At 68.8% G+C, this 25,161-nt stretch carries 24 protein-coding genes and 2 pseudogenes; 13 read left to right on the forward strand and 13 right to left on the reverse strand.

The genetic code is table 11. The annotated features are described in order from the left end of the window. Positions 1-15 precede the first annotated feature (15 nt). Together purU and thrH are read right to left on the reverse strand one after the other, a co-directional pair. Complete coding sequence (gene purU / locus AAFL97_RS19910; RefSeq protein ID WP_341646401.1) at positions 16-891, reverse strand: formyltetrahydrofolate deformylase; 876 nt, start codon at positions 889-891, stop codon at positions 16-18. Between the two features lie 94 nt (positions 892-985). Continuing rightward, positions 986-1,597, reverse strand: a complete 612-nt coding sequence (gene thrH, locus AAFL97_RS19915; RefSeq protein ID WP_341646402.1) for a bifunctional phosphoserine phosphatase/homoserine phosphotransferase ThrH — start codon at positions 1,595-1,597, stop codon at positions 986-988. Positions 1,598-1,782: 185 nt separating this feature from the next. On the opposite strand from thrH, the gene AAFL97_RS19920 reads away from it, so the two are divergent. After that, a complete protein-coding gene (locus AAFL97_RS19920) occupies positions 1,783-2,979 on the forward strand; it encodes an HD-GYP domain-containing protein (RefSeq protein WP_341646403.1) in 1,197 nt (398 codons plus the stop codon). Positions 2,980-3,143: 164 nt separating this feature from the next. Here the strand turns inward: AAFL97_RS19920 and AAFL97_RS19925 are convergent, their stop codons facing one another. Further along, complete coding sequence (locus AAFL97_RS19925) at positions 3,144-5,075, reverse strand: ATP-binding cassette domain-containing protein (protein WP_341646404.1); 1,932 nt, start codon at positions 5,073-5,075, stop codon at positions 3,144-3,146. Between the two features lie 87 nt (positions 5,076-5,162). On the opposite strand from AAFL97_RS19925, the gene AAFL97_RS19930 reads away from it, so the two are divergent. Next, a complete protein-coding gene (locus AAFL97_RS19930; RefSeq protein ID WP_341646405.1) occupies positions 5,163-5,903 on the forward strand; it encodes a hypothetical protein in 741 nt (246 codons plus the stop codon). A 93-nt stretch (positions 5,904-5,996) separates the two neighbouring features. Here the strand turns inward: AAFL97_RS19930 and AAFL97_RS19935 are convergent, their stop codons facing one another. The 3 genes from AAFL97_RS19935 to AAFL97_RS19945 all read right to left on the reverse strand — a co-directional run bounded on the left by AAFL97_RS19935 (position 5,997) and on the right by AAFL97_RS19945 (position 7,848). Then, positions 5,997-6,605, reverse strand: coding sequence for a 2-hydroxychromene-2-carboxylate isomerase (locus AAFL97_RS19935; protein ID WP_341646406.1), 609 nt, complete (start codon positions 6,603-6,605; stop codon positions 5,997-5,999). Positions 6,606-6,669: 64 nt separating this feature from the next. Next, positions 6,670-7,563 carry a DMT family transporter gene (locus AAFL97_RS19940; protein ID WP_341646407.1) on the reverse strand — a complete coding sequence of 298 codons (894 nt, stop codon included), beginning with the start codon at positions 7,561-7,563 and terminating at the stop codon, positions 6,670-6,672. Between the two features lie 102 nt (positions 7,564-7,665). Next, positions 7,666-7,848, reverse strand: coding sequence for a hypothetical protein (locus AAFL97_RS19945; protein ID WP_341646408.1), 183 nt, complete (start codon positions 7,846-7,848; stop codon positions 7,666-7,668). A gap of 109 nt (positions 7,849-7,957) precedes the next feature. Between AAFL97_RS19945 and eco the strand changes: the two genes are divergently transcribed. Further along, positions 7,958-8,440 carry a serine protease inhibitor ecotin gene (gene eco, locus AAFL97_RS19950; RefSeq protein WP_341646409.1) on the forward strand — a complete coding sequence of 161 codons (483 nt, stop codon included), beginning with the start codon at positions 7,958-7,960 and terminating at the stop codon, positions 8,438-8,440. A gap of 48 nt (positions 8,441-8,488) precedes the next feature. On the opposite strand, the gene AAFL97_RS19955 is transcribed toward eco, so the two are convergent. From AAFL97_RS19955 to gshA, 5 genes and pseudogenes are all read right to left on the reverse strand, one after another. Beyond that, a complete protein-coding gene (locus tag AAFL97_RS19955) occupies positions 8,489-9,355 on the reverse strand; it encodes a DUF6279 family lipoprotein (RefSeq protein ID WP_341646410.1) in 867 nt (288 codons plus the stop codon). A gap of 81 nt (positions 9,356-9,436) precedes the next feature. Beyond that, on the reverse strand, positions 9,437-10,219 hold the full coding sequence (locus AAFL97_RS19960; protein ID WP_341646411.1) for a ZapG family protein: 783 nt from the start codon (positions 10,217-10,219) through the stop codon (positions 9,437-9,439). 28 nt (positions 10,220-10,247) lie between these two features. After that, a complete protein-coding gene (locus AAFL97_RS19965; RefSeq protein ID WP_341646412.1) occupies positions 10,248-11,327 on the reverse strand; it encodes an FAD:protein FMN transferase in 1,080 nt (359 codons plus the stop codon). Beyond that, a pseudogene (gshB, locus tag AAFL97_RS19970) lies at positions 11,327-12,270 on the reverse strand (glutathione synthase). Before gshB ends, AAFL97_RS19965 begins: the two are co-directional and overlap by 1 nt. Then, positions 12,267-13,565, reverse strand: a complete 1,299-nt coding sequence (gshA, locus tag AAFL97_RS19975; RefSeq protein WP_341646413.1) for a glutamate--cysteine ligase — start codon at positions 13,563-13,565, stop codon at positions 12,267-12,269. The pseudogene gshB and the gene gshA overlap by 4 nt, the downstream one beginning before the upstream one ends. A 360-nt stretch (positions 13,566-13,925) precedes the next feature. Between gshA and AAFL97_RS19980 the strand changes: the two genes are divergently transcribed. The 7 genes from AAFL97_RS19980 to AAFL97_RS20005 all read left to right on the forward strand — a co-directional run bounded on the left by AAFL97_RS19980 (position 13,926) and on the right by AAFL97_RS20005 (position 19,761). Beyond that, positions 13,926-15,023 carry a branched-chain amino acid ABC transporter substrate-binding protein gene (locus tag AAFL97_RS19980; protein WP_341646414.1) on the forward strand — a complete coding sequence of 366 codons (1,098 nt, stop codon included), beginning with the start codon at positions 13,926-13,928 and terminating at the stop codon, positions 15,021-15,023. Between the two features lie 162 nt (positions 15,024-15,185). Beyond that, a complete protein-coding gene (locus AAFL97_RS24790) occupies positions 15,186-15,395 on the forward strand; it encodes an ABC transporter permease subunit (protein WP_445954512.1) in 210 nt (69 codons plus the stop codon). Positions 15,396-15,400: 5 nt separating this feature from the next. Then, entirely contained in the window at positions 15,401-16,102 is a 702-nt protein-coding gene (locus AAFL97_RS19985; protein ID WP_445954513.1) for an ABC transporter permease subunit, read from the forward strand. Further along, complete coding sequence (livM, locus tag AAFL97_RS19990; RefSeq protein ID WP_341646415.1) at positions 16,102-17,436, forward strand: high-affinity branched-chain amino acid ABC transporter permease LivM; 1,335 nt, start codon at positions 16,102-16,104, stop codon at positions 17,434-17,436. Before AAFL97_RS19985 ends, livM begins: the two co-directional genes overlap by 1 nt. Before the next feature lie 11 nt (positions 17,437-17,447). Further along, complete coding sequence (locus tag AAFL97_RS19995) at positions 17,448-18,299, forward strand: ABC transporter ATP-binding protein (protein ID WP_341647209.1); 852 nt, start codon at positions 17,448-17,450, stop codon at positions 18,297-18,299. Beyond that, a complete protein-coding gene (locus AAFL97_RS20000; protein WP_341647210.1) occupies positions 18,299-19,012 on the forward strand; it encodes an ABC transporter ATP-binding protein in 714 nt (237 codons plus the stop codon). The genes AAFL97_RS19995 and AAFL97_RS20000 overlap by 1 nt, the downstream gene beginning before the upstream one ends. A gap of 41 nt (positions 19,013-19,053) precedes the next feature. Next, complete coding sequence (locus AAFL97_RS20005) at positions 19,054-19,761, forward strand: MgtC/SapB family protein (protein ID WP_263460381.1); 708 nt, start codon at positions 19,054-19,056, stop codon at positions 19,759-19,761. A gap of 34 nt (positions 19,762-19,795) precedes the next feature. Here the strand turns inward: AAFL97_RS20005 and AAFL97_RS20010 are convergent, their stop codons facing one another. Further along, a complete protein-coding gene (locus tag AAFL97_RS20010) occupies positions 19,796-20,428 on the reverse strand; it encodes an arylesterase (RefSeq protein WP_341646416.1) in 633 nt (210 codons plus the stop codon). A gap of 240 nt (positions 20,429-20,668) precedes the next feature. Between AAFL97_RS20010 and AAFL97_RS20015 the strand changes: the two genes are divergently transcribed. The 3 genes from AAFL97_RS20015 to AAFL97_RS20025 are packed head-to-tail and all read left to right on the forward strand — an operon-like array spanning position 20,669 to position 23,050. Beyond that, a complete protein-coding gene (locus AAFL97_RS20015; RefSeq protein ID WP_341646417.1) occupies positions 20,669-21,658 on the forward strand; it encodes a sulfurtransferase in 990 nt (329 codons plus the stop codon). A 36-nt stretch (positions 21,659-21,694) separates the two neighbouring features. Next, positions 21,695-22,870, forward strand: a complete 1,176-nt coding sequence (locus tag AAFL97_RS20020) for a YeeE/YedE family protein (RefSeq protein ID WP_341646418.1) — start codon at positions 21,695-21,697, stop codon at positions 22,868-22,870. A gap of 12 nt (positions 22,871-22,882) precedes the next feature. Then, positions 22,883-23,050, forward strand: coding sequence for a hypothetical protein (locus AAFL97_RS20025; protein ID WP_341646419.1), 168 nt, complete (start codon positions 22,883-22,885; stop codon positions 23,048-23,050). 96 nt (positions 23,051-23,146) lie between these two features. On the opposite strand, the pseudogene AAFL97_RS20030 reads toward AAFL97_RS20025, so the two are convergent. After that, positions 23,147-25,154: pseudogene (locus AAFL97_RS20030) on the reverse strand (acyl CoA:acetate/3-ketoacid CoA transferase). Positions 25,155-25,161 lie beyond the last annotated feature (7 nt).

Below are 25,161 nucleotides of genomic sequence, written 5' to 3' on the forward strand. Positions count from 1 at the left end.
GTTCGCGCGCAATGCTCAGCGGAACACGATCGTCTTGTTCCCATGCACCAGCACCCGGTCTTCCAGGTGGTAGCGCAGGCCGCGCGCCAGCACGGTCTTTTCGATGTCCTTGCCGTAGCGGACCATGTCCTCGACGGCATCGGAGTGGTCGATGCGGATCACGTCCTGCTCGATGATCGGCCCCTGATCGAGGTCGGCGGTGACGTAGTGGCAGGTGGCGCCGATCAGCTTGACGCCCTTGTCGTAGGCCTGGTGGTAGGGCTTGGCGCCGACGAAGCTGGGCAGGAAGCTGTGGTGGATGTTGATGATGCGGCCCGGATAGGCGGCGCACAGCTCGGGGGACAGGATCTGCATGTAGCGCGCCAGCACCATGGTGTCGCCGCGCACCTCCTCGAACAGGCGCTGCACTTCGGCATAGGCGGCAGCCTTGTTGTCGGGCGTGACCGGCACGTGGTGGAAGGGGATGCCGTGCCATTCGACGACGCCGCGGAAAGTGGCGTGGTTGGAGATCACGCAGGGGATCTCGATGTCCAGCTCCTTCGATTGCCAGCGCGCCAGCAGGTCGTACAGGCAGTGCTCCTGCTTCGAGACCAGGATCACGACCCGCTTCTTGACCGCGCTGTCGGTGATCTTCCACTCCATCTGCAGCTCTTCGGCGATCGGGCGGAAGCGCTCGCGCAACTCGCTCAGCATGAAGGGCAGCGAATCGGCGCGGATCTCGACACGCATGAAGTAGCGGCCGCGGTTGGCGGCGTCCAGCGCCGGCTCGGCGTGCAGCGCGGTTTCGAGAATCCAGCCTTTGTGTTCGGCGATGAAGCTCGACACTTTGGCGACGATGCCGGTGCGATCGGGGCAGGAAGCGGACAGGGTATAGAAGCGTTCGCGATGCATGGTCAGGTACTGCAAAACGGAGTGAAAGGCGCCGATTCGGAAAACGGCGGCGCGGCGGGCATACCGGGTGCCCGCCCGACGATACGTGCGGACCTCAGCCCGCGCGGGCGAAAGCCTTGTCGATCTCGGCGCGCAGGCCGGCGTAGTCGCGCACCACCGGATACTGCGGGAATTCGCGCACGACGTTTTCCGGCGGATGGAACAGGATGCCGCCGTGGGCTTCGCCCAGCATCGCGGTGTCGTTGTACGAATCGCCGGCGGCGACGACCTTGAAGTTGAGCTCCTTGAAGCGCTTGACGGCTTCGCGCTTCTGGTCGGGCATGCGCAGGTGGTAGTCGACCAGAACGCCTTCGTCGTTGGCTTCGAGGCTGTGGCAGAACAGCGTCGGCAGGCCGAGCTGCTTCATCAGCGGCTTGGCGAACTCATAGAAGGTGTCGGACAGGATCACGACCTGGTAGGTGTCGCGCAGTTCGTCGAGGAACTGCCGCGCGCCTTCCATCGGCCCCATGCTGGCGATGACTTCCTGGATGTCGGGCAGGCCGAGCTTCTTCTCCGCCAGGATGCCGAGGCGGTACTTCATCAGCGTGTCGTAGTTCGGCTCGTCGCGCGTGGTGCGGCGCAGTTCGGGGATGCCGGTGCGCTCGGCGAATTCGATCCAGATTTCGGGAACCAGCACACCTTCGAGGTCTAGACAGACGATACGCACCGTACGCTCCTGCAGGCAAGATTTTGGCAAGACGGCGATTCTAGCATCCGGGCCCCTCGCCAAAGAGCCGCCCTTCCGCGCACGTGGATCGTAGCGTGCGCAACTTCTCGCCGTCGAACCGGTCCCTCTGGCCTATGTCGACAACAAGTCCGATACTCCCGGCAAACCGCAAACCCTGTTCTCATATGATCAAGCTCATTCCCATCGACAAGCTACGGCCAGGCATGTACGTCCATGACCTGAACTGCGATTGGATGGAGCACAACTTCGTGCGCAACCGCTTCACCGTCGACACCGACGAAACCGTCGCCGAGATACGTGCGCTGGGCGTGCCCGAGATCTGGATCGACACGGAGCGCGGGCTCGACGTCGCCGATGAGTCCGCGCAGGACGAGAACGAGGTCGATGAGGCGGTGCATGCCCTCGCCGCCGCCGACGCCGGCACGACGCCTCGGCGTCCGCCCCCCCGCACGCTGGAGCAGGCCCGTCGCCTGCACGGCGAGGCCAACCTGATCGTGCGCAACATGATGGGCGACATCCGGCTGGGCAAGCAGATCGAGATGGAGCAGATCGAACCGCTGGTCGCACGCATCGTCGATTCGATCTTCAGCCGGCAGGACGCCCTGCTGCCGCTGGCGCGGCTCAAGGACCACGACGAATACACTTTCCAGCACTCGGTATCGGTCTGTGCGCTGATGGTCTCGTTCGCCCGTGCGCTCGACCAGCCGCGCGAGATCATCCGCGAAATCGCCATCGGCGCCCTGCTGCACGATGTCGGCAAGGCCCAGGTGCCGGACGAGATCCTCAACAAGCCGGCCAAGCTCACCGACGCCGAGTTCGTCAAGATGAAGAACCACGTCGTGCAGAGCAAGATCATCCTGCAGAGCACGCCCGGCATCAGCAACATCGCGCTGGACGTCGCCGCGCAGCACCACGAGCGCTTCGACGGCACCGGCTACCCGAACAAGCTCAAGGGCGAGGAGATCAGCCTGTACGGCCAGATGGGGGCGATCGTCGACGTCTATGACGCGCTCACCTCGAATCGCGTCTACCGCAAGGGCATGCCCCCCACCGATGCGCTGCGCAAGCTGCTGGAATGGAGCAAGTTCCACTTCAAGCCGGAGCTGGTGCAATCCTTCATCCGCAGCGTCGGCATCTACCCCACCGGCTCGCTGGTGCGGCTCGAAAGCCAGCGCCTGGCGGTCGTGCAGTCGCAGAACGAGGAGCAGATGATGCAGCCGGTGGTGAAAGTCATCTTCCACACCCGCGGCCACTACCTGCCGCCCGAAACCATCGACCTGCGCCGTTCGCAGGACCGCATCGTCGGCCACGAGGACTTCGCCGCCTGGAAGATCGACCCGGCGCGCTGGCTGCCGGAATAGGTGGGGCCGCCTAGGTGCGGCCGGCCGGGTGGGGTGGGGCCCGACCCATCCGCAGCGGCCCCCCTTGCCCGCAGGAGCAACTTAGCCACGATGCGACCGCGGCCCCCCTCCACTGCTGTCGCGGCTAAAACCGTTTGCGGAAAGCGGGGGGTGCCACGCGCGGCTCAATCAGCCGGAATCGCTTCCAGCGCCTCGTGCAGTTCCAGCCAGCGCAGCTCGGCTTCCTCGATGCGCTCAGCCAGCTCCGCCTGGCGCTTGTTGAGCGCCGGCACCTCGCCGGCCTGCGGTCCGGTGTATAGCGCCGGATCGGCCAGGCGCTCGTCGAGCTCGGTCTTTTCCTTGTTCCATGCCGCCAGGCGCTTGTCGATCTGCTCGATCTCCTTCGCCAGCGGCCGGCGCGCGGCCAGCCGCGCCTGGCGGTCGGCCGCGGCCTGGGCGCGGTCGGCCTTGCGCGCGGCCTTGCCGGCGGCCTGGCCGGGATCCGAGGCCGCGGCGGCAAGCTCGGCGCGGCGGCTGGCGAGCCAGTCGCGGTAGTCGTCGAGGTCGCCGTCGAAAGGCTGGATGCGGCCGCCATCGACCAGCAGGAAGCGGTCGCAGGTGGCGCGCAGCAGCGCGCGGTCGTGCGACACCAGCACCATCGCGCCTTCGTAGTCCTGCAGCGCCATCGTCAGCGCGTGACGCATTTCCAGGTCGAGGTGGTTGGTCGGTTCGTCCAGCAGCAGCAGGTTGGGCCGCCGCCAGATCAGCAGGGCCAGCGCCAGGCGCGACTTCTCGCCGCCCGAGAACGGGCCGCAGGGCGTGGTCGCCGGCGTGGAAGTGCCGCCCACACCATCTCCGCGGAAATCGAAGCCGCCGAGGTAGTCGCGCAATTCCTGCTCGCGCGTCTGCGGATCGAGCCGCATCATGTGCTGCAGCGCGGATTCGTCCGGGCGCAGGGTTTCGAGCTGGTGCTGGGCGAAGTAGCCGGTCGCCAGGCCCTTGCCTTCCAGCCTGCGTCCGGCGGCCAGCGGCAGCTCGCCCGCCAGCAGCTTGATCAGCGTCGACTTGCCGGCGCCGTTGCGCCCGAGCAGGCCGACGCGCTCGCCGGGGCGCAGCGTCAGCAGGATCCTCTCCAGCACCCTGCGCTCGCCGTAGCCGACCGCGCCGTCCTCGATCTGCAGCAGCGGGTCGGGCGCCGGCGGCGCATCGCGGAAGGCGAAGCTGAAGGGCGTATCGACGTGGGCGGCGGCGATGCGCTCCATCCGCTCCAGCGCCTTGATCCGGCTCTGCGCCTGGCGCGCCTTGGTGGCCTTGGCGCGGAAGCGGCGGATGTAGTCTTCCATGTGCGCGATCTCGCGCTGCTGCTTGTCGAACATCGCCTGCTGCTGCTGCAGGCGCTCGCCGCGCTGGCGCTCGAAGTCGGAATAGCCGCCGGAGTACAGCGCCAGGCGCTGCTGCTCGATGTGGGCGATGTGGGTGGTGCAGGCGTCGAGGAATTCGCGGTCGTGCGAGATCAGCAGCAAGGTGCCGCGATAGTCGCGCAGCCAGGCTTCGAGCCAGATCACCGCGTCGAGGTCGAGGTGGTTGGTCGGCTCGTCCAGCAGCAGCAGGTCGGAGCGGCACATCAGCGCCTGCGCCAGGTTCAGCCGCATCCGCCAGCCGCCGGAAAAATCCGCCACCGGGCGCTCGATGTCCGACTGCAGGAAGCCCAGGCCGTCGAGCAGCGCCGCCGCGCGCGAACGCGCCGCATAGCCGCCGATCTCGTGCAGCCGGGCGTGCAGCTCGCCGATGCGGCCGCCGTCGTGGCTGGCTTCGGCGGTGGCCAGCTCGGCCTCGATGGCGCGCAGTTCGGCATCGCCGTCGAGCACGTAGTCGATCGCCGGCCGCGCCAGGCCGGGGGTTTCCTGTGCGACGTGGGCGATCACCCAGCCCGGCGGCATCTCGAGGTCGCCCTGGTCGGGATGGAGCTGGTCGCGCAGCATGGCGAACAGACTGGATTTGCCGCTGCCGTTGGCGCCGGTCAGGCCGACTTTCCAGCCGGGATGGATCTGCAGCGCGGCCCCTTCGACGAGGACCTTGGCGCCGCGTGCGAGGCGCAGATTGCGAAGACTGATCACGAAGCTGAAATGCAGCCGGACGGCCGCGAACGGAAATAAAGGCGCTATTCTACGCGCCAAGCGAATCGTCTCCGGAATCCTGCGCGCATGTCCCGCCCCAGCCTCACCCCCGCCCCTCTGAACTCGACCTCCAGACCCGCACGCGCACTGCTGTCGCTGTCGGCCGCCGTCCTGCTGTCGCTGTCCAATGCCGCGCTTGCGCAAGCACCGGCCGATGCCGGCGCACCGTCGCAGACCGCCGCCGAAAATGCGCGCAAGGCCGAACTCAACGCCCAGGCCAAGGCACTGCGCGACGAAGCCGAAGCCACCTTCGTCACCACCGAAGCCGGCTGCTACCAGAAATTCCTCGTCAATCGCTGCATCGACCAGGCCAGGCAGCTACGCCTCGACACCATCAAGCGCGCCCGTGCGCTCGAAGCCGAGGCCCGTCAGATCGAGCTCGCCCAGCGCCAGCGCGCCGCCGCCGAAGTCCAGGCCGCCCAGCGCACCAACGCACCCGCCGGCTCGGCCGCACAACCCGCTCCCGGCGTGCCGGCACCCGACGTACCGACACCTGGCGCCACGGCCACGCCGGCCCCGGCGCCTGATGTGAACGTCGGCCCGTCGCCCGAAGCCGAACGCATCCGTGCCGAGCGCGCCCGCAGCGCCGGCGAGGCCGCAAGCGGCGCACAGGCCGAACGTGCTGCGCGCGACGCGGAATTGGCCACCAAACGTGCCGAGGCAGAAGCCGAAGCCGCCGCCCGCGCCGCCGCGGCCGAGCGCGACCGCGCGCGCTACGAAGAGCGCATCCGCCGCTACGAGGAAGACCAGGCCAACAAGAAGAAATAGCGGGCGGCAGGCGGCGATCCGCTGGGCGGCACGCCGGCGACGGATATCCCGCAGCCGGCCACCACGACACCGGCGCCCAGCCCTGCCCGCCGCCTACAGCGGCCGCAGGCCGCGCGCCCAGTCGAGCGCATCTTCCAGGCGGTCGTTGCCCCAGAACAGTTCCTCGCCCACCCTGAAGCTCGGCGCACCGAACAGGCCGAGTTCGGTCGCATGCTCGGTCTGCCTGCGCAAAGCCTGCTTGTTGTCGTCCGACAAGGCGCGCCCGATCACCGCATCGGCGTCCAGCCCCTGCCGCGACAGGATCTCCGCGATCACCTCGGCCTGGCCGATGTCGCGATCCTCGACGAAGTTGGCGCTCATCACCGCGCGCGAAAACGGCCCCACCCAGCCTTCCGCCACCCCCACCAGCGCGACCCGCGCCGCCAGCAGGCTGTCGCGCGGAAAGCCGCTCGGCTTGCGGAAGGGCTGGCCGTACCTGGCCGCCAGGCGCTCCAGGTCGCGCCACATGTAGCGGCCCTTGGGCGGATAGATGTTGAACGGCGAATCGTTCCAGCCCAGCGCCATGAACACCGGCCCGAGCAGAAAGGGCTTCCATTCGACCTGCACGCCCGCCACTTCCGCCAGCGGCTCGATGCGCATCACCGACAACCAGGAATAGGTACTGGCGAACTCGTACCAGAACTCGACGACGGGACGGGACATGGCGATTCTCCTCGACGCAAGGCCAGCCAGCACTATACTCCCGGACGGCTCGCGCCCCGCCCGCTCAGCCGGCCGACGGCCGGTTCGCCACCCAGATGCCGGCCCCCACCAGCGCCAGCGCGGCGAACACCGCCGGCGTCAGCGCCTCGCCCAGCAGCACGCCGCCGGCCAGCACGCCCAGCACCGGCGTCAGGAAGGAAAACGAGGACAGCCGCGTCGCCGGATAATGGCGCACCAGCCAGAACCAGCCGACGTAGCTCGCCGATGCCACCAGCACGATCTGGAAGGCAAGGCTCGCCCACACCTCGGGCGTGGGTGCGAACACGCCCGCCTCGCCCAAGCCCAGCGACAGCACCGGCAGCACCAGCGCCGACACCGCCAGCTGATACAGCAGCATCTTCTCGGCCGAGGCGCGCGCAAGCGCGCTCGCCTTCACCGTCAAAGTGGTCGCGGCCCAGAGCATCGCCGCGCCGACCAGCATCAGGTCACCGATCCAGGCCTGCCCGGACGGCCGCAGCAGGTTCTCGCCGAACAGCGCCAGCACTCCGGCGAAGGCCAGCGCCATCCCCGCCCATTGCGCACGCCGCATCCGCTCGTCCGGCAGCAGCCACTTCGCCCCCAAGGCGACGAAGAAGGGCGCGGTGTACAGGAAGATCACCCCTCGCGACGCGGTGGTGAATTCGAGCCCGAGGAAGATCAAGGCGAACTCGCCGGCGAACAGCACCCCCGCGAGCAGCCCCGGCCACAGCGTGCGGTCGCGCCCGAACAGCGGAATACCGCGCAGCTGCGCCCAGCCGAACACCAGCACCGTCGCCCCGATCGAGCGCAGCCCGGCCTGCCATGCCGGCGAGATGCCCGTGCTGGCGATCTTGATCGCCACCTGCTGCAAGCCCCACAAGGTGCAGAACAGCAACATCAGGCTGATGGCGAAACGGTCGAGCTGGGTCTTGGGCGGCATCGGATTCTCGGGGGACAGGGGACGGCGGCAAGGGCGCGCGCAATCATACGCGCAGCAGCGCGCTACGGACTGCCCGGCATTCACGGCCCGCCGCTGCCCGTTTCAGTCTTCCGGCGACCGCTCCCGGCCGAGATCGGCACGCGTATCGGCGTCGTCCCTGCCGAAGCGAAAATCCACCGGCATTCTTCCGCGGAAATCACGCAGGCGGCGCAATCGGACGACTTGCAGCCCGGCTTGGCCGCGACCGGCACGATTGCCACTTTTCATGCTCTGTTTCACCAACATATTCTTACGGTCTCCCTCATGCCTGCTTCAGCACCTTCGGGCGCATTTGCCCCGATAATGCGAGCCCGCCGCCCGCGAAGGCGCCCCCAAGAACAACAGGAGAGCTCCGATGAAGAAAACCCAAAGCAGTCTCGCCGCCCTTGCCCTGGGGCTGTCGCTGAGCGCCTGCGCGACGACGTCTGCCGACGATGCGCTGAAGCCCTGGCCGCGCGCCGCCGAAGGCTACAGCCGCCACGTCATCGAACTGCCGAAGCTGGCCGACGAAAGCGCACGCAAGGTGGAACTGATCGCCGGCAAGACGATGGAGGTGGACTGCAACCACCACCGCATGGGCGGCCAATGGCAGGAGAAGACCGTCGAAGGCTGGGGCTACAACTACTACGAACTGGATCAGGTCGGCCCGCCCGTCAGCACGATGATGGCCTGCCCGGACGACAGCCGCAAACAGGCCTTCGTGCAGGTCGGCGGCGAGCCCATGCTGGTGCGCTACAACAGCCAGCTGCCGCTGGTCATCTACGCGCCGAACGACATCGAGGTGCGCTACCGCATCTGGGCGGCCGGACCGGACAGCCTGCCCGCACCGCAGCGCTGATCCTCGTCGCCGAAGGCGCGCACACGCCTTCGGCACCCGCCGCGGCCCTCATCGCGCTTCGGCCATGCGCGGCGCGGCACAAGCCAGCTTGTCGAACTGCCCCGCGAGCCCATCGACCTCGGCCAGCAGGCGCTCCCGCTGACGGGCGGTGGCGGTATTGAAGACGCCGGCCAGCAACGCCAGCGTCAGTTGGCGGTTGTAGGCCGCCTGTTCACGATATTCGGCCGGCACCCCGGCCGCCGGCGCCTGCAGGGCCGCGATGCGCTCGGCGAACAGCCGCGGCTCGCGGCGGACCTGCAGGGCGTCGAGCACACCCTGCTGCCATTGGCGGCGCTCGTCCAGCCAGCGTTCGGTGGTCGGCTGCAGCCCCCGGCTCCAGCCGGCGACCAGCGCGCGCTGTTCGTCGGTGAGGCGGCCGAACCAGTTGCGCAGGCGCTTTTCCATCCGCGCGATCTGTGCCTTACGGCGCACCTCGGTGCTGCCGCCGAGGAATTCCTCGCGCGCTTCCTTGTCCCGCCGCTCGAAGGCAGCCGCCAGCTCGGCGACCTGATCGTCCGACAGGCCTGCGAGCAGCACCTTGGCATCGTTGATCAGTTCGACGCGGAGCTCGTCCAACCAGGCTTCGCCCTGGTCCAGGAAAGGCGCCAGATCCTGCGCCTCGATCCGTTCGCGCGCCAGCAGACGGCGCGCATCGCGCAGCAAACCGACGTAACCCGGCAGATGCGCGCGGCAGTGCCAGTCCAACCGCAGCGTCAGGCGCTGGTCCAGCACCTCGCGCTGGCCGGCGTTGAAGGTGACATAGTCGCGCAGGTACCAGGGCACCAGCCAGTCGAGCTGGGAATACGCGAAGCGCACGCCGCAGCCGCCGAGCACCAGTACCGCCAGCAGCGCGACGACGAAACCTCGTAGCGGCAAGGACCCGCATGCAGACGCCGCCGGCCGGGCTGTGCGCGCCCGCCCCGGGCGGAAACACGGCTGGCCGGGCGGCATCGCAGTTCAGCCGGCGCCGTCCCGGCGGGACCCGGCGTGCTGGCCGGCACCTTCGCCGGAGAGCGCTTCGCTCAACGGATCGTCGGCCTGCGCGCCCTCGTTCCGGTAGGCTTCGGCGGCCAGATCGCGCACGGCCTCCGCCGGTGCGTGGTCGGACGCGACGGCCTCGGCACTCTCCACGAGCGCGTCGGCCTGCGTGGCGATGGCTTCCTCCGTAGCAGCCATGGCGTCCTGCGTTCCGGCTGCATCCGGCGCCGCGTCGCTCGGCGTTTCGGTCTCGGACGCATCGGCGCCCGGCGCGGTGGTGCTCAGCGTATCGACACCCGACTCATCGGCGCCCGCAGCTTCCACTGCAGCGGCATCTGCCACGGTAGCCATCGCCGCCGCGGCCCCCACCCCCGCCAACAGCTTGTCCGCCTCGCCGGCATCGCGGGCGGAGCCGACCAGCAGCGCATCGACACGCTGCTGGAACAGCGTGCGCGCCGAGCCGGACGACAGTTTCTCGTAGCCCGAGGACAGATGCTCGAACAGCTCCTTGTACGAACCCGCCATCGACACGAACAGCGTCGCCGTCTTGTCGAAGTGCGTCTCCACTTCCTTGCGATAACCCTCGATCTCTTGCGCCTGGCGCTGGACCTCGGAGTTCTGACGCTCGACTTCGGCTTCCAGCTCCCGGATGCGCTCCTTGCCGCCGCCACAGCTGCGACCGATGAAGAAGCCGATCAGCGCAGCGATGAGCACCGCGGCGATGGCAGCGAACCATGCGGTCTGTTCAGTCATTTCAATCATGTCCCCTCTCCCCTGTTGCTGTTGTAGTTCAATCGACGACGCTGGGCTCGACCGGCCCGATGAATTGCAGCCGCGCGCGCAAGGCCCGCGTCACTTCCACGCGGCCGTCCTCGGCGATGCGCAACGCGTGTTCGATGCCGAAACGGCGTGTTTGTTCGCGCCAGCCCTCGCCGGCCAGGTAGGCGGGCTTGCTGGCGGCATCGGACAAGGTGCCGGTGCCCTCATTGTCCAGATTTCTGGCGCCGACGCCGGGCGTGACCAACACCGTCATCGACTGCGTGCCGTGTGCCGGCTGGCCGGTGCGCGGATCGAGCAGGTGGGCGTAGCGTTGCCCGTCGAGTTCGAAATAGCGCTGGTAGTCGCCCGAGGTGCCGACCGCCTCGCCGTCGTACAGCGGCATCACCGCCAGCGGCGCGGGTTGGCGAGGGTGCTGGACGCCGATACGCCACGGCTGCTCGCCCTTCTTGCCCAGCGCCAGCACGTTGCCGCCGATGTTGATCAGCGCGTTGTCCACGCCCTGCTGCTTCAGGATGACGGCGGCGCGGTCCAACGCATAACCCTTGGCATAGCCGCCGAAGTCGAGCTGCACCGCCGGGTTGCGGCTCTCGACACGATTGCCGTCGATGACGAGGTCGGCCATGCGCGGCCTGGCATCGATCAGCGCCTGCAATTTCGCCGGATCAGGGCGTACGGGTACGAAGGTGTCGGTATGGAAGCCCCACAGCGCCACCAGCGCGCCCAGCGCCGGGTCGAACAGCTCGTCGCTGGTGGCGGCGATGCGCTGGGCGTCCTTCAGCAAGGCCGCCAGTTCGTCGGACACCGTCGCCGCTTCGCCGCGCGCGATGGCCGCGTTCAGTTCGGTGAGTTCGGACGGCTCCCAGGCGTGGTAGGCGCGGTGCAGGCGGTCGAACTCGCGCAGCACGGCCTGGGCTGCGGCATCGGCCGCCGCCGGGTCGTCGCCATACACCGCGACATCGACCCGGGTGCCGAAGACGAAAGCCTCGTGGTGGAAGACTTCGGCGCGCGAGCAGGCGGCCAGCAGCAGGATGCAGGCAATCAGCCCCAGGCAGCGCAGCCAGCAGGAGGAAAAGTCCGGCCTCGCCCCCATCAGGCGCAGGCCCGCTCCAGCGTGTCGATGACCAGGCCGGCGACGTCGAAGCCCTGCTGGGTGGCGATCTCGACCATGCAGGTGGGGCTGGTGACGTTGATTTCGGTGAGATGGCCGCCGATGACGTCGAGGCCGACGATCAGCAGCCCGCGCTGCCACAGGATGGGCGCGAGGTATTCGGCGATCTCGCGTTCGCGTTCGGTCAGCGGCATCGCCACGCCGCGGCCGCCGGCGGCGAGGTTGCCGCGCGTCTCGCCGGCCTGCGGAATGCGCGCCAGCGAATACGGCACGACTTGACCGCCGATGATCAGTACCCGCTTGTCGCCGTCGGCGATCTGCGGCAGGTAGCGCTGCGCCATGATGGTGCGCGCGCCTTCCTGGGTCAGCGTCTCGATGATGACGTTGCGGTTGGGGTCGTCCTTCCTGACGCGGAAAATCTGGCTGCCGCCCATGCCGTCGAGCGGCTTCAGGATGACGTCGCCGATCTCGTCGATGAAGGCCTGGATGTCGACCGCGTCGCGCGCCACCAGCGAGGTGGCCATGAACTGCGGGAATTCGGTGATGGCGAGCTTCTCGGAGTGGTCGCGGATCGCGCGCGGGTCGTTGAATACCCTTGCGCCGGCCTGCATCGCGTCTTCCAGCAGCCAGGTGGCGGTGACGTACTCGAAGTCGAAGGGCGGGTCCTGGCGCATCAGCACGGCGTCGAACTCGACCAGCGACAGCGCCTGCTCCGGCCCGGCGGGCTCGTACCAGGGTTTGTCGCCGGCTGGCAGCCCGATCGGCAGCGCGCGTGCAGACACCGCGCCGTCGCGCCAGGTCAGCGCGCCGCGCTGCAAGGTCCCACCGCGTGGCCGCGCGCCGCGGCGGCACGCATGATCGCGATGCTGGAGTCCTTGTAGGCCTTCAGCCCATCGAGCGGATCGAGGATGAAGGCGAACTTCATGCCGCCTCTCCGAGCGCTTCGGCCGGTGCGGTTTCCTCGATCTCGACCGAGGCCGCCAGCAGCGCCAGGCGCGCGACCACGCCGTAGGCGTAGAAGCGGTTGGGCGGAGCGTCCGGCCCCTGCCCCGCATCGGGCAGCGTGCAGCAGGTATCGAAGGCCAGCGGCTTGAAGTGCATGCCCGGCGCGTTCAGGTTCTCGTCGCGGCCGCGCTCGGTATGCACGCGGTAGAAGCCGCCGACGACGTAGTGGTCCATCATGTAGACGACCGGCTCGGCGACGCCGTCCTCGACCGTCTCGAAGGTATGCACGCCTTCCTGGATGATGACCTCGTGCACCTGCAGGCCTTCCTTGACCACCGCCATCTTGTTGCGCTGGCGGCGGTTCAGGCCGACCACCTCGGAAGCGTCCTTGACCGTCATCACGCCCATGCCGTAGGTGCCGGCATCGGCCTTGACGACGACGAAAGGCTCGTCGCTGACGCCGTATTCCTTGTACTTGGCGCGGATGCGGGTCAGCAGCGAATCGACCTGGGCCGCCAGGCATTCCTCGCCGGTGCGCTCCTGGAAGTTGATCTGGCCGCAGACGCCGAACTCGGGGTTGATGCGCCACGGGTCGATGCCGATCGCGGCGGCGAACTCGCGCGCCACGCGGTCGTAGCATTCGGCGTGCTTGGACTTGCGGCGCGCATGCCAGCCTGCGTGCAGCGGCGGGATCAGCCACTGCTCGTCCAGGCCCTGGAGCACCGGCGGAATCCCCGCCGACAGGTCGTTGTTGAGCAGCACCGCGCAGGGGCTGAAACCGTCCAGGCCGACGCGGCTGCCGCTGCGCCGCAGCGGCTCCAGCGTCAGCGCGGCGCCGTTGGCCAGCTCGATCACGCTCGGCTCGGTGATCTCGGGCAGCAGGCTGCCGATGCGCACTTCCAGTCCGGTCAGGCGCAGGATGGACACCAGCTTGGCCACATTCTGCAGGTAGAACTGGTTGCGGGTGTGGTTCTCGGGGATCAGCAGCAGCTTGCCGGCGTCGGGGCAGATGCGCTCGATCGCGACCTGGGCGGCCTGCACGCACAGTGGCATGAAGGCGTCGTTGAGGTTGTTGAAGCCGCCCGGGAACAGGTTCAGGTCGACCGGCGCGAGCTTGAAGCCCGAGTTGCGCAGGTCGGTCGAGCCGTAGAAGGGCGGCATGTGGTCCTGCCACTGGGTGCGGAACCACTTTTCGATGTCGCAGGCGTTGTCGAGGAACTGGCGCTCCAGTTCGAGCAGCGGCCCGGTGAGTGCGGTGGTGAGGTGCGGAACCATGGATTATCTACCCGGAAGAAGCCGCTGCCAGACGGCCGGCGGCAAAACGATTGGCGGGGATGTTACACCATGGCCCGCAGCGCTCACGCAGCCGGCGCATGCGGCAGTGCGTCGCAGACCCGCCGCGCAGCCTGCCGGTGATGCAGCTTTGATCCCGATCAGAGCGGAGAAGCCCCGGAACTTGAGACATTGAGCGCCCCGGGGCGCGGAGCCCAGCACCGCGGGCAGGCATTCCCCGGCCTGAGGGTCGCCACGGATGGCAAGGCGGAGAAATTCGCTTACCTTTACGGGACGGGATCAACGCAGGCTCCGCGGCCGAAGTTCACACCCGCTCGAATCAAACAACAAAGGAGACGTTCCATGAAGAAGCAAACCCTGCTCGCCGCCGCCCTGCTCACGCTCGGCGGCTTTTCCGGCGCCGCGCTGGCCGACCTGACGGTCGCCATCGCCGGGCCGATGAGCGGCCAGTACGCTTCGGCCGGCGACCAGATCCGCAAGGGCGCCGAAATGGCCATCGCCGACATCAACGCCCGCGGCGGCGTGCTCGGCCAGAAGCTGAAGCTGGAAGTGGGCGACGACGCCTGCGATCCCAAGCAGGCGGTGTCGGTCGCCAACACCATGGTGAACAAGGGCATCGTCTACATGCACGGCCACTGGTGCTCCAGCTCGACGATCCCCGCCTCCGACGTCTATGCCGACGCCGACATCCTGGTCGCCACGGTGTCGACCAACCCGCAGGTCACCGAGCGCGGCCTGCCCAACGTCTTCCGCATCATGGGCCGCGACGACCAGCAGGGCCTGGTGGCCGGCGGCTACCTCGCCGAGCACTTCAAGGACCGGAAGGTCGCAGTGGTCGACGACAAGAGCGCCTACGGCAAGGGCCTGGCCGACGAGATGGCCAAGGCGATGAGCGCCAAGGGCCTCAAGCCCGCGCTGCGCGAATCGATCACCGCCGGCGAGCGCGACTACGCCAGCCTGATCGCCAAGTTCAAGCAGGCCGGCGTCGACGTGATGGCCTTCGGCGGCTACCACACCGAAGTCGCGCTGATCCTGCGCCAGGCCCAGGCCGCCGGCCTGCAGTTGACGGTGATGGGCGGCGACACCATGACCAATGCCGAGCTGGTCACCGCCGCCGGCCCGGCCGCCGACAACGTGCTGTTCACCTTCTCGCCCGATGCGCGCAAGAACCCCGACGCCGCGCCGGTGGTGGAGAAGTTCCGCGCCGCCAAGGTCGAGCCGGAAGGCTACGTGCTGTACGCCTATGCCGCGATGCAGTTGTTCGAGCAGGTGGCGACCGCGGCCAACGGCACCAAGTACGCCGACCTCGAGAAGGCGATGCGCGGCGGCAACTTCAAGACCGTGATCGGCGACCTCGCCTTCGGTCCGAAGGGCGACCTGAACGTGCCCGGCTTCGTCGTCTACCGCTGGCAGGGCGGCCAGTACGACTACGTCAAATGATGGTCCGGCGCCGCCCGCGCAGCGCCTGGGCTCGCCGGCCGCCTTCCGTACCGCCCGGTTTCGCAGCGGCACGGACGGGACCACTTCAAGGAACGGCGCCCCGCCGCTCGCCCGTCACGGGCCGGCGGCGGGCGATGGCGCCGTGCCTCCACGGGAGACATCGTGGCCTACGCACTTCAGCAACTGATCAACGGGCTCACGCTCGGCGCCATGTACGGCCTGATCGCCATCGGCTACACGATGGTGTACGGCATCATCGGCATGATCAACTTCGCCCACGGCGACATCTTCATGGTGAGCGCGTTCATCGCGGTCACCGCCTTCACGCTGCTGGCGGCAGCCGACGTCGGACTTCGATCCCGCTGGCGCTGAGCTTCGTGCTGATCGTGGCGATCTTCTTCACCTCGGCCTACGGCTGGGCAGTGGAACGCACCGCCTACCGCCCGCTGCGCGGCTCGACCCGGCTGGCGCCGCTGATCTCGGCGATCGGCATGTCGATCTTCCTGCAGAACACCGTGCAACTGACCCAGGGCGCGCGCGTCAAGCCGATCCCGCCGGTCCTCGAGGGCGGTCTCGTGCTGTGGGACACGCCGGCCTTCAGCGTGCAGATCAGCTGGAGCCAGATGCTGATCATCGTCACCACGGTGACGCTGATGGTCGCCTTCACCTGGATGATCACGCAGACGCCGTTCGGCCGCCAGCAGCGCTCCTGCGAGCAGGACCGCACGATGGCCGCGCTGCTCGGCGTCAACGTCGACCGCACGATCTCGCTGACCTTCATGCTCGGCGCCGCGCTGGCCGCGGTCGCCGGCGTGATGGTGACGGTGTATTACGGCGTGGTCGATTTCTTCATCGGCTTCCTGGTCGGCATCAAGGCCTTCACCGCGGCGGTGCTGGGCGGCATCGGCTCGCTGCCGGGGGCGATGCTCGGCGGCCTGCTGATCGGCCTCATCGAATCCTTCTGGGCCGCCTACCTGTGGGCGGAATACAAGGACGTCGCCACCTTCGGCATCCTGTGCCTGGTGCTGATGCTGCGCCCCTCGGGCCTGCTCGGCCGGCCCGAAGTGGAGAAAGTCTGATGAGCACCGTCGTCTTCGCCCGCCACGCGATGACCGCCGCCGAGCGCCTGCGCGACGCCGGCTGGGTCGCTTTCGTCGGCTTCATCCTCGGCGTGCCGCTGATCGGCCTGACCACGGTGGACGTGGGCGGCCGGCTGGCGGTCAACACCCGCTTCGGCCTGCTGGCCGCCACCGTCGCGGCGGTGTTCGCCGGCCGCCTGCTGCTGCGCTGGGGACTCGACCAGGCACGCGAGCGCAAGCAGGCCCGCAGCGCGGCCGGCGCTCCGGCCACCGCCGACGAGCGCGCCCAAGGCGCGCAGAAAGTGGTGACCGTGCTCGGCTGGATCGCGCTCGGCGCCGCGGTGGCGCTGCCGATCTTCTATTCCGACAACCGCTACGTGGTCGACACCGCCACCACGGTGCTGATCTACGTGATGCTGGGCTGGGGCCTGAACGTGGTGGTGGGCCTGGCCGGGCTGCTGGACCTCGGCTACGTCGCCTTCTACGCGGTCGGCGCCTATTCCTACGCGCTGCTGTCGACCCAGTACGGCTGGAGCTTCTGGGAAGCGCTGCCGGTGTCCGGCGCGCTCGCCGCCGGCTTCGGCATCCTGCTCGGCTACCCGATCCTGCGCCTGCGCGGCGACTACCTGGCCATCGTCACGCTTGGCTTCGGCGAGATCATCCGCGTCATCCTGGTGAACTGGACCGAGTTCTCGGGCGGCCCCAACGGCATCAGCTCGATCCCGCGGCCGAGCTTCTTCGGCCTCGACTTCGCCCGCAGCGCGCCCGAGGGCGAGCAGACCTTCGCCGGCTTCTTCGGCCTGGACTTCTCGCCGATGCACCGGCTGATCTTCCTCTACTACCTGATCCTGGTGCTGGCGCTGCTGACCCACGCCTTCGTCTCGCGGCTGCGCAAGCTGCCGGTCGGGCGCGCCTGGGAGGCGCTGCGCGAGGACGAGATCGCCTGCCGCGCGATGGGCATGAACACCACCAACATCAAGCTGTCGGCCTTTGCCATCGGCGCCATGCTGGGCGGCTTCGCCGGTGTGTTCTTCGCCGCGCGCCAGGGCTTCATCTCGCCGGAAAGCTTCACCTTCGCCGAATCGGCGATCATCCTCGCCATCGTCGTGCTGGGCGGCATGGGTTCGCAGATGGGCGTGGTGCTGGCGGCGACGCTGCTGGTGCTGATCCCCGAGTTCGGCCGCAACTTCGCCGAATACCGCATGCTGCTGTTCGGCGCGGCGATGGTGCTGATCATGATCTGGAAACCGGGCGGCCTGCTGTCGCACCGCGAACCGACCGTGCGCCTGAACCCGCTGGGCAGGACCGGCGCCGCGAAGGAGGCCGCACGATGAATGCCGCCGCCCTGAACACGCCCGCCACGCTGCTGTCGGTGCAGAAGCTGACGATGCGCTTCGGCGGCCTGGTCGCCATCGACGACCTGTCGCTGGACGTGCCGGCCGCCAGCATCACCGGCATCATCGGCCCCAACGGCGCGGGCAAGACCACGCTGTTCAACTGCCTGACCGGTTTCTACAGGCCGACCACCGGCAGCCTGCGCCTGGCCCACCCACAGCACGGCGAAATGCGCCTGGAAGCGCTGCCCAGCCACCGCGTCGCGCGCGACGCCCAGGTCGTGCGCACCTTCCAGAACATCCGCCTGTTCCCAAAGATGACGGTGCTGGAGAACCTGATCGTCGCCCAGCACAACGTGCTGCAGCGCGCCTCGAAGTTCTCCATCGCCGGCCTGCTCGGCCTGCCCGGCTACCGCCAGGCCGAGCAGGAGGCAATCGAGCGCGCGGCAACGTGGCTGAAGCGGCTGCGGCTCGAACATCTCGCCGACCACGCCGCCGGCGCGCTGCCCTACGGCATCCAGCGCCGCATCGAGATCGCCCGCGCGCTGTGCGTCGATCCGGTGCTGCTGTGCCTGGACGAGCCCGCCGCCGGCCTCAACCCGCGCGAATCGGCCGAGCTGAACGCGCTGCTGCTCTACCTGTGCCGGGAGCTGGGCATCGCCATCCTGCTGATCGAGCACGACATGAGCGTGGTGATGAACGTCTCCGACCACATCGGCGTGATCAGCTATGGCCGCAAGATCGCCGAGGGCACGCCGGAGCAAGTCAGGAACGACCCCGAGGTGGTCAAGGCCTACCTCGGCGAGGACGACGACGAAGAGGCGCAGGACGCTGCAGTGACGACGGGAGGAGCCACGGCATGATGCTGACGATGGAGGGCGTGCACGCCCACTACGGCCACATCCACGCGCTGCGCGGCATCGACGTCGAAGTGCAGGTCGGCGAGATCGTGACGCTGATCGGCGCCAACGGCGCCGGCAAATCGACGCTGATGATGAGCCTGTTCGGCAACCCGCGCGCGAGCGCCGGGCGCATCGTCTTCGACGGCGAGGACATCACCCGCGTGCACACGCACGAGATCGCCCGCCGCGGCATCGCGCTGGTGCCCGAAGGCCGGCGCATCTTCCCGCGCATGACGGTGATGGAAAACCTGCAGATGGGCGCGACGCACGCCGACCCGGCGAACTACGACGCCGACCTCGCGCGCATGTTCGCGATGTTCCCTATCCTGGAGCAGCGCCAGTCGCAGCGCGGCGGCACGCTGTCCGGCGGCGAGCAGCAGATGCTGGCGATCGCCCGCGCGCTGATGAGCCGGCCCAAGCTGCTGCTGCTCGACGAGCCTTCGCTGGGCCTGGCGCCGATCTACATCCGCAAGGTCTTCCAGATCGTCAGGGAGCTGAACCGCGACCACGGCATGACCATCCTGCTGGTCGAACAGAACGCCAACCAGGCGCTGCGGGTTGCACACCGCGGCTACGTGCTGCAGCATGGCGAGATCACGCTCGCGGGGACGGGCGCGGAACTGCTGGCCAGCCCGGAAGTGCGGGCGGCCTATCTCGAGGGCGGCCACGGCTGAGCCGGCAGGAAGAACGAGAACGCTTCGGCAAGGAGACTCCGATGAGCCCACCGAACATGCACGCCGACCTGGCGAACATCTCCGTCCATCTGCTGGCCGCGCTCGGCGCCGGCGGCGTCATCGGCCTCGAACGCAGCTACCACGGCCGCCCGGCGGGCTTCCGCACGCATTCGCTGGTCTGCGTCGCCTCCAGCCTGCTGATGCTGGTGACGCTGTACCAGTGGTCCTGGCTGCCCGGCGTGCCGATGGAAACCGTGCGCACCGACCCGACGCGCATGGCGCAGGGCATCATGACCGGCATCGGCTTTCTCGGTGCCGGCGTGATCTTCAAGGAAGGGCTCAGCGTGCGCGGGCTGACCACCGCGGCCTCGATCTGGATGACGGCCGCGATCGGCATCCTGATGGGCATCGGCTTCTACTTCCCGGCGGTGTTCGCCACGCTGATCACGCTCGGTACGCTGGCGGCCTTCCGCTGGATCGAGATCCGCCTGCCCTCGCACCTGTATGCCCAGCACACCATCCGCTTCGATCGCGGCCATGCGATGAACGAGGAGGAAGTGCGCGCGCTGCTCGCCCGGCACGATTTCACCGTGGCCAACATGAACTACCGCGTGTCGGACGACGGGCTGTACTTCGAATACCGCATGACCATCCGCACCAGCCAGCAGGGCAACCTGCGCACGCTGGCGGAAGAACTGCGCAAGCTCGACGAGGTGCGCGCCTTCCGCCTGTCGCCGACGGGCGACTGATACCGCCCGGTCTTCGCCGCAGTGGCGGCGCCGCTCAGCGCGCCAGCCCGATCTCGCGCAGCCGCGCGTGGATGCCGTCCGCCATCCGGCGGTAGCCCTGCGCATTGGGGTGGATGCGGTCGGCGCGCAGTTCGGCCTGCGACAACACGTCGGCGAACACGTCCGGCACCAGCGGCACGCCTTCCTCCTGCGCCAGTGCGGCGTAGATCGGCGAATCGGCGAGGCGGCCGATGACGGCGCCCGACAACGACAGCGCCGGCACGCCGACCAGCACCACCTGCGCGCCGCCCGCCCGCGCCGTGCGCACGATCCGGCGCAGAGCATCCTCCTTGACCTCGGACTCGCTGCGGCGGCGCAGGAAATCGTTGCCGCCGATCTCGACCAGCACCAGCGCCGGCGCGAACTCGTCGAGCAGTTCCTGCAGCCTGTGCCGGCCCGCCTGCGCGGTGTCGCCCGGGATGCCGGCGTTCACGACCTCCCAGCCGGTCGCCGCCGCCAGCAGCGCGGGCCAGTCCTCGTCTGCGCCCGCACCGGTGCCGTAGGTGACGCTGTCGCCGAAGGCGAGCACCCGCGCGCCGTCGGCCAGCGCGGGCAGCTCGATCTCGCGCCCGCAGGCGGCGGACAGCGCGGCGAGCGCCAGGGCAAGGATGAAATGTCGTCGATTCATGGCAGGTCATTGCTTGGCATTGCCGGCAAGGCAGCCACTATCGCCCGAAAGCCGCCGATGCAGAAGCGCACGCCGTCACGGGCTTCGTCTAATTCCTCGGAGTTCTTAATAATTAATCTCAAATATCTTTTTTTGCCATTCGTCTCCCCATTAGAATTCGCCCTCATCCACGCTTGTCTCACCAGAGCCTGCATACAGGCCACGGCTCGAACGGGCCCGCCCCGACCCCAAGGACGCACCATGCTGAACAAGACCATCGCCCTGCTGGCGCTGGCCGGCACCATCCTCGCACTACCGGTCCATGCCGACACGAACACCGGCACCCAGCCGGCCACCGTTTCCCGGACAGCCGCCGCACACGCCCACACGCCACTGCTGACGCCGGCGGAGCTGCGCCCCCTGCTCGGCCAGGCCGACGTGCGCATCCTCGACATCCGCCCGCCCAAGGACTACGCCGAAGGCCACATCCCCGGCGCCATCAACACGCCTTACGGTGCGTTCCGCGGCCCGCAGAGCAATGCCGGGCAGCTCGTGTCCGAGGCCAAACTGACCGAACTGCTGCGCAAGGCGGGCATCGACGACAGCACCCACGTCGTCGTCGTCCATGGCGGCACCACGCATACGGATTTCGGCGCCGCGGCGCGGGTGTACTGGACGCTGAAAGTCGGCGGCCTGAGCCGCCTGTCGATCCTCGACGGCGGCACCAAGCTGTGGGCCGGCAGCGGCGGCGCGCTCGACAAGGCCGTGCCCGACGTGGCGCCCAGCCGGTTCGAGTACCGCTACGACCAGGACCAGATCGTCAGCCGCGAGGAACTCGCCGGCGCGATCCAGTCCTCGTCGGCGCCGCTGCTGCTCGACGCCCGCCCGCCGCGCTTCTTCAGCGGCGAAGTCCGCGTCGATGCCGCCGCGCGCTACGGCACCCTGCCCGGCGCGCAGTCCTTCGACAACGCCCAGTTCTTCGTCAAGGGCGGCACCACGCTGAAGCCGGCCGAGGAACTGAAGGCGCTGGCCGCGCAGGCAGGCGTCGCGACGGGGCCGGCAGTGTCCTTCTGCAACACCGGCCACTGGGCGGCGACGAACTGGTTCGTGGTATCGGAGATCGTCGGCAACGAGGCGGTGAAGCTCTACCCGGAATCGATGGTCGGCTGGAGCCTGAGCGAATTGCCAATGGAAAACCAGCCGTCGCGCTTCACCGTGCTGGTGCAGGACCTCAAGCGGGCCTTCGAGTAAGCGGAAGGGGTGATTGCGATGCGTTGGTTCTTTCGTTTGCTTCTGATCGCGGGCGGCCTGGCCGGCGTGCTGGCGGTGGCTTACGCCGCCGGCGTGCGCCAGGGCCTGCTGGTCCTGCTCGGGATCGGTTTCGGCGCGGTGCTGCAAGGCGCCCGCTTCGGCTTCACCACCGGCTGGCGCGACTTCATCGAACGCCGCGACCCGCAGGGACTGTGGGCGCAGATGCTGCTGATGGTGCTCGCTGCCGCCGTCAGCCTGCCGCTGATCGCCGGCAGCGGCGGCGAACTGGTCGGCGCGGTGGCGCCGCTGACGATCAGCCTGGTGCTCGGCGCCTTCCTGTTCGGCGCCGCGATGCAACTGGCCGACGGCTGCGGCTCGGGCACGCTGTACAAGGCCGGCGCCGGTGCGCCGCTGTCCTTCGCGGTGCTGCCGACCTTCGCCCTCGGCAGCTTCGTCGGCGCCTCGCACCAGCCCGGCTGGATCGCCCTCGGCGGCCTGCCGGCGGTGGATCTGCTGGCCTGGGGCTGGCCCACCGCGCTCGCGCTGACCGTTGCCGGCTGCGGCCTGGTGGCCTGGCTGGCCGGCCGCGCCCAAGCGCAATCCGCCGCCTCGCAGCCCGCGGCGTCACCGATCCCGACGCCACAAGATGCTGCCCGGCAGGTGATGCGCGCCGGCACGGCGAGCTTCGCCCCCGCCGCCGAAACAGCCCGCGCCGGCAGCCGCTGGGCGCGCCGCTGGTGGCTGGGCGCACTGCTGCTGGCGGCGCTGTACGGCCTGCACCTGGTCGTCGCCGGCCAACCCTGGGGCATCGTCTACGGCATCGGCGTGTGGGGCGCCAAGATCGCTTCGGCGCTGGGCTGGAGCCCGGTCGGCGATCCCTTCTGGGGCGTCGAGCCGCACGCCACCCGGCTGGCCGAGCCTTTGCTGGCCGACATCACCTCGGTGACCAACCTCGGCCTGCTCTACGGCGCGCTGGCCGCGTCGCGCTGGAACGGCCCGGCGGACGTCAGGCTACCGTCGAACCGCCGCCTGATCGCCGCCTGCGTCGCCGGCCTGGTGATGGGCTACAGTTCGCGCATGGCCTTCGGCTGCAACGTCGGCGCCTACCTCGGCGGCATCGCCTCGGCCAGCCTGCACGGCTGGGTGTGGTTCGCGCTCGCCTTCGCCGGTTCGATCATCGGCGTGCGCATCCGCCGCCGCATCGCCAACTGAGGGGGAAGAAGCATGAACGGCAAGAAACTCTTCCGCCTCGTCAATGCGGTGTTCTGGCTGGGGGTGCTGGCACTGGTGGCGCTGGACACCTTCGATACCCGCGGCGTGCGCCTGGAGCCGCCGCCCTTCGCCCTCGGCAGCGGGCAGGCGGCTTCGGGCGGGCACTGCTCGGGACGCTGAAGCCCGGAAACGCTGCCGCAGCGGCCTGCATCGAGGCAGCCGCTGCGGCAGCGCTTCATCCGGCCGGCACGCGGCAGCGCGTCCGGCCGCAGGCGCTCAGTTGCCGCCGCGAACGCGGTCCTGCGCCTCCGCGGCGCTGCCGTAGATGTGCGGCGCGATCTGGTGCTTCTCCATCGCCTCGCCGAGCTTCATGCGCAGGAAGCTGTTCGCGGTGTAGCGCGTCACCGAGCGGTAGTGGCGCGCCATCAGGCCCTTGACCATGCCGACGTAGGCGTCGACGAGCTCGGGCACGATGGAGAAGCGGTCGTAGTTGACGATCGCATCGACGTGCCGCCCCACCGCGGCAAGCGCGGCCTCGACCGCGCGCTCGATGCGGGCGATGTCGGCTTCGGTACGCACCGCCAGGCCTTCGAAGTTCACGAAGAACAGCTCCTGCTCGGCGTCGTAGGACAGGCGCTGCTCGAGCGGAATCTCGAGCAGGTCCCGCCGCAGGCCCATCGCCTCGTCGGCGAAGATGCGCGCATCCATCGGCGCCGGCGGGCGCTTGATGACCGGGGCGAAGTCCATGTGGGCGAGGATGTCGCGCTGCAGGTCCACGCCGGGCGCGATCTCGATCAGCTCCAGTCCTTCCGCGCACAGCCGGAACACGCAGCGTTCGGTGACGTAGAGCACGTCCTGCTGCCACTTGACCGCCTGCGGGCCGCTGAAGGTGCGGTGCTCGACTTCGGCGACGAACTTCCTCGCGCTGCCCTCCTGCGCGATGCGCAGGCAGCCGTCCTCCACCACCACCTGCAGCGCACCGGCAAGTGAAGGTGCCGACGAAGACCACCTTCTTGGCGTTCTGCGAGATGTTGATGAAACCGCCCGCGCCGGCCAGCCGCGGACCGAAGCGCGAAACGTTGAGATTGCCTTCGCGGTCGGCCTGCGCCAGGCCGAGAAAGGCGATGTCCAGCCCGCCGCCGTCGTAGAAGTCGAACTGGCTGGGCTGGTCGATGATCGCCTGGGTATTGACCGCCGCGCCGAAGCTCAGCCCGCCGGCCGGAATGCCGCCGATCACGCCGGGCTCGGCGGTGAGCGTGAGCAGGTCGATGACCTGCTCCTCGGCGGCGACGCTGGCCACGCCTTCGGGCATGCCGATGCCCAGGTTCACCACCGCGTCGGCCTGCAGCTCCATCGCCGCGCGGCGGGCGATGATCTTGCGCTCGCTCATGCCCATGCCGGCGATCGCCGACATCGGCACGCGCAGCTCGCCGGAAAACGCGGGGTTGTACTGCTCGCTGTAGGTCTGCATGTGGTGCTCCGGCCGCTCCGCGACCACCACGCAATCGACCAGCACGCCGGGCACCTGCACCTGGCGCGGGTTCAGCGAGCCGCGCTCGGCGACTCGCTCGACCTGGGCGATGACGATGCCGCCGGAATTGCGCGCGGCCATCGCGATCGCACGCGCCTCCAGCGTCAGCGCTTCCTTTTCCATCGTGATGTTGCCGTCGGCATCGGCGGTGGTGCCGCGGATGATGCCGACGTGGATCGGGAAGGCCTTGTAGAACAGGTATTCCTCGCCGTCGATCTCGAGCAGGCGCACGCGCTCGGCAGTGGTGCGCTGGTTGAGCCGGCCGCCGCCGAAGCGCGGATCGACGAAAGTCCCCAGCCCGACCCGCGTCAGCGTGCCGGGCTTGCCGGCGGCGATGTCGCGGAACAGGTGCGAGATGACGCCCTGGGGCAGGTTCCAGGCCTCGATGCGGTTGTCGACCGCGAGCCGCTGCAGCTTGGGCACCAGCCCCCAGTGGCCACCGACGACGCTGCCGACCAGGCCTTCGTGGCCGAGGTGGTTGAGGCCGCGCTCCTTGCCGTCACCCTGGCCGGCGGCATAGACCAGCGTGAGATTGCGCGGGCCGCCGTGGCCGGCGCCGTCGGCCGCTTCGCTTTCGAGAAAACGCTGTTCCAGCGCGATGGCGATGCTTTCCGGAAAGCCGATGCCGACGAAGCCGCCGGTGGCGACCGTGTCGCCCGAGCGGATCAGGCGTACCGCCTCGCGGGCGGACACCACTTTGCCGCTGTCCGAAACGTTCAGCGACGCGGCCATGGGGTGGCGAGCGATGCTCATGTCCTGT

Source organism: Thauera sp. SDU_THAU2 (assembly GCF_038260575.1).
Lineage (GTDB): Bacteria > Pseudomonadota > Gammaproteobacteria > Burkholderiales > Rhodocyclaceae > Thauera.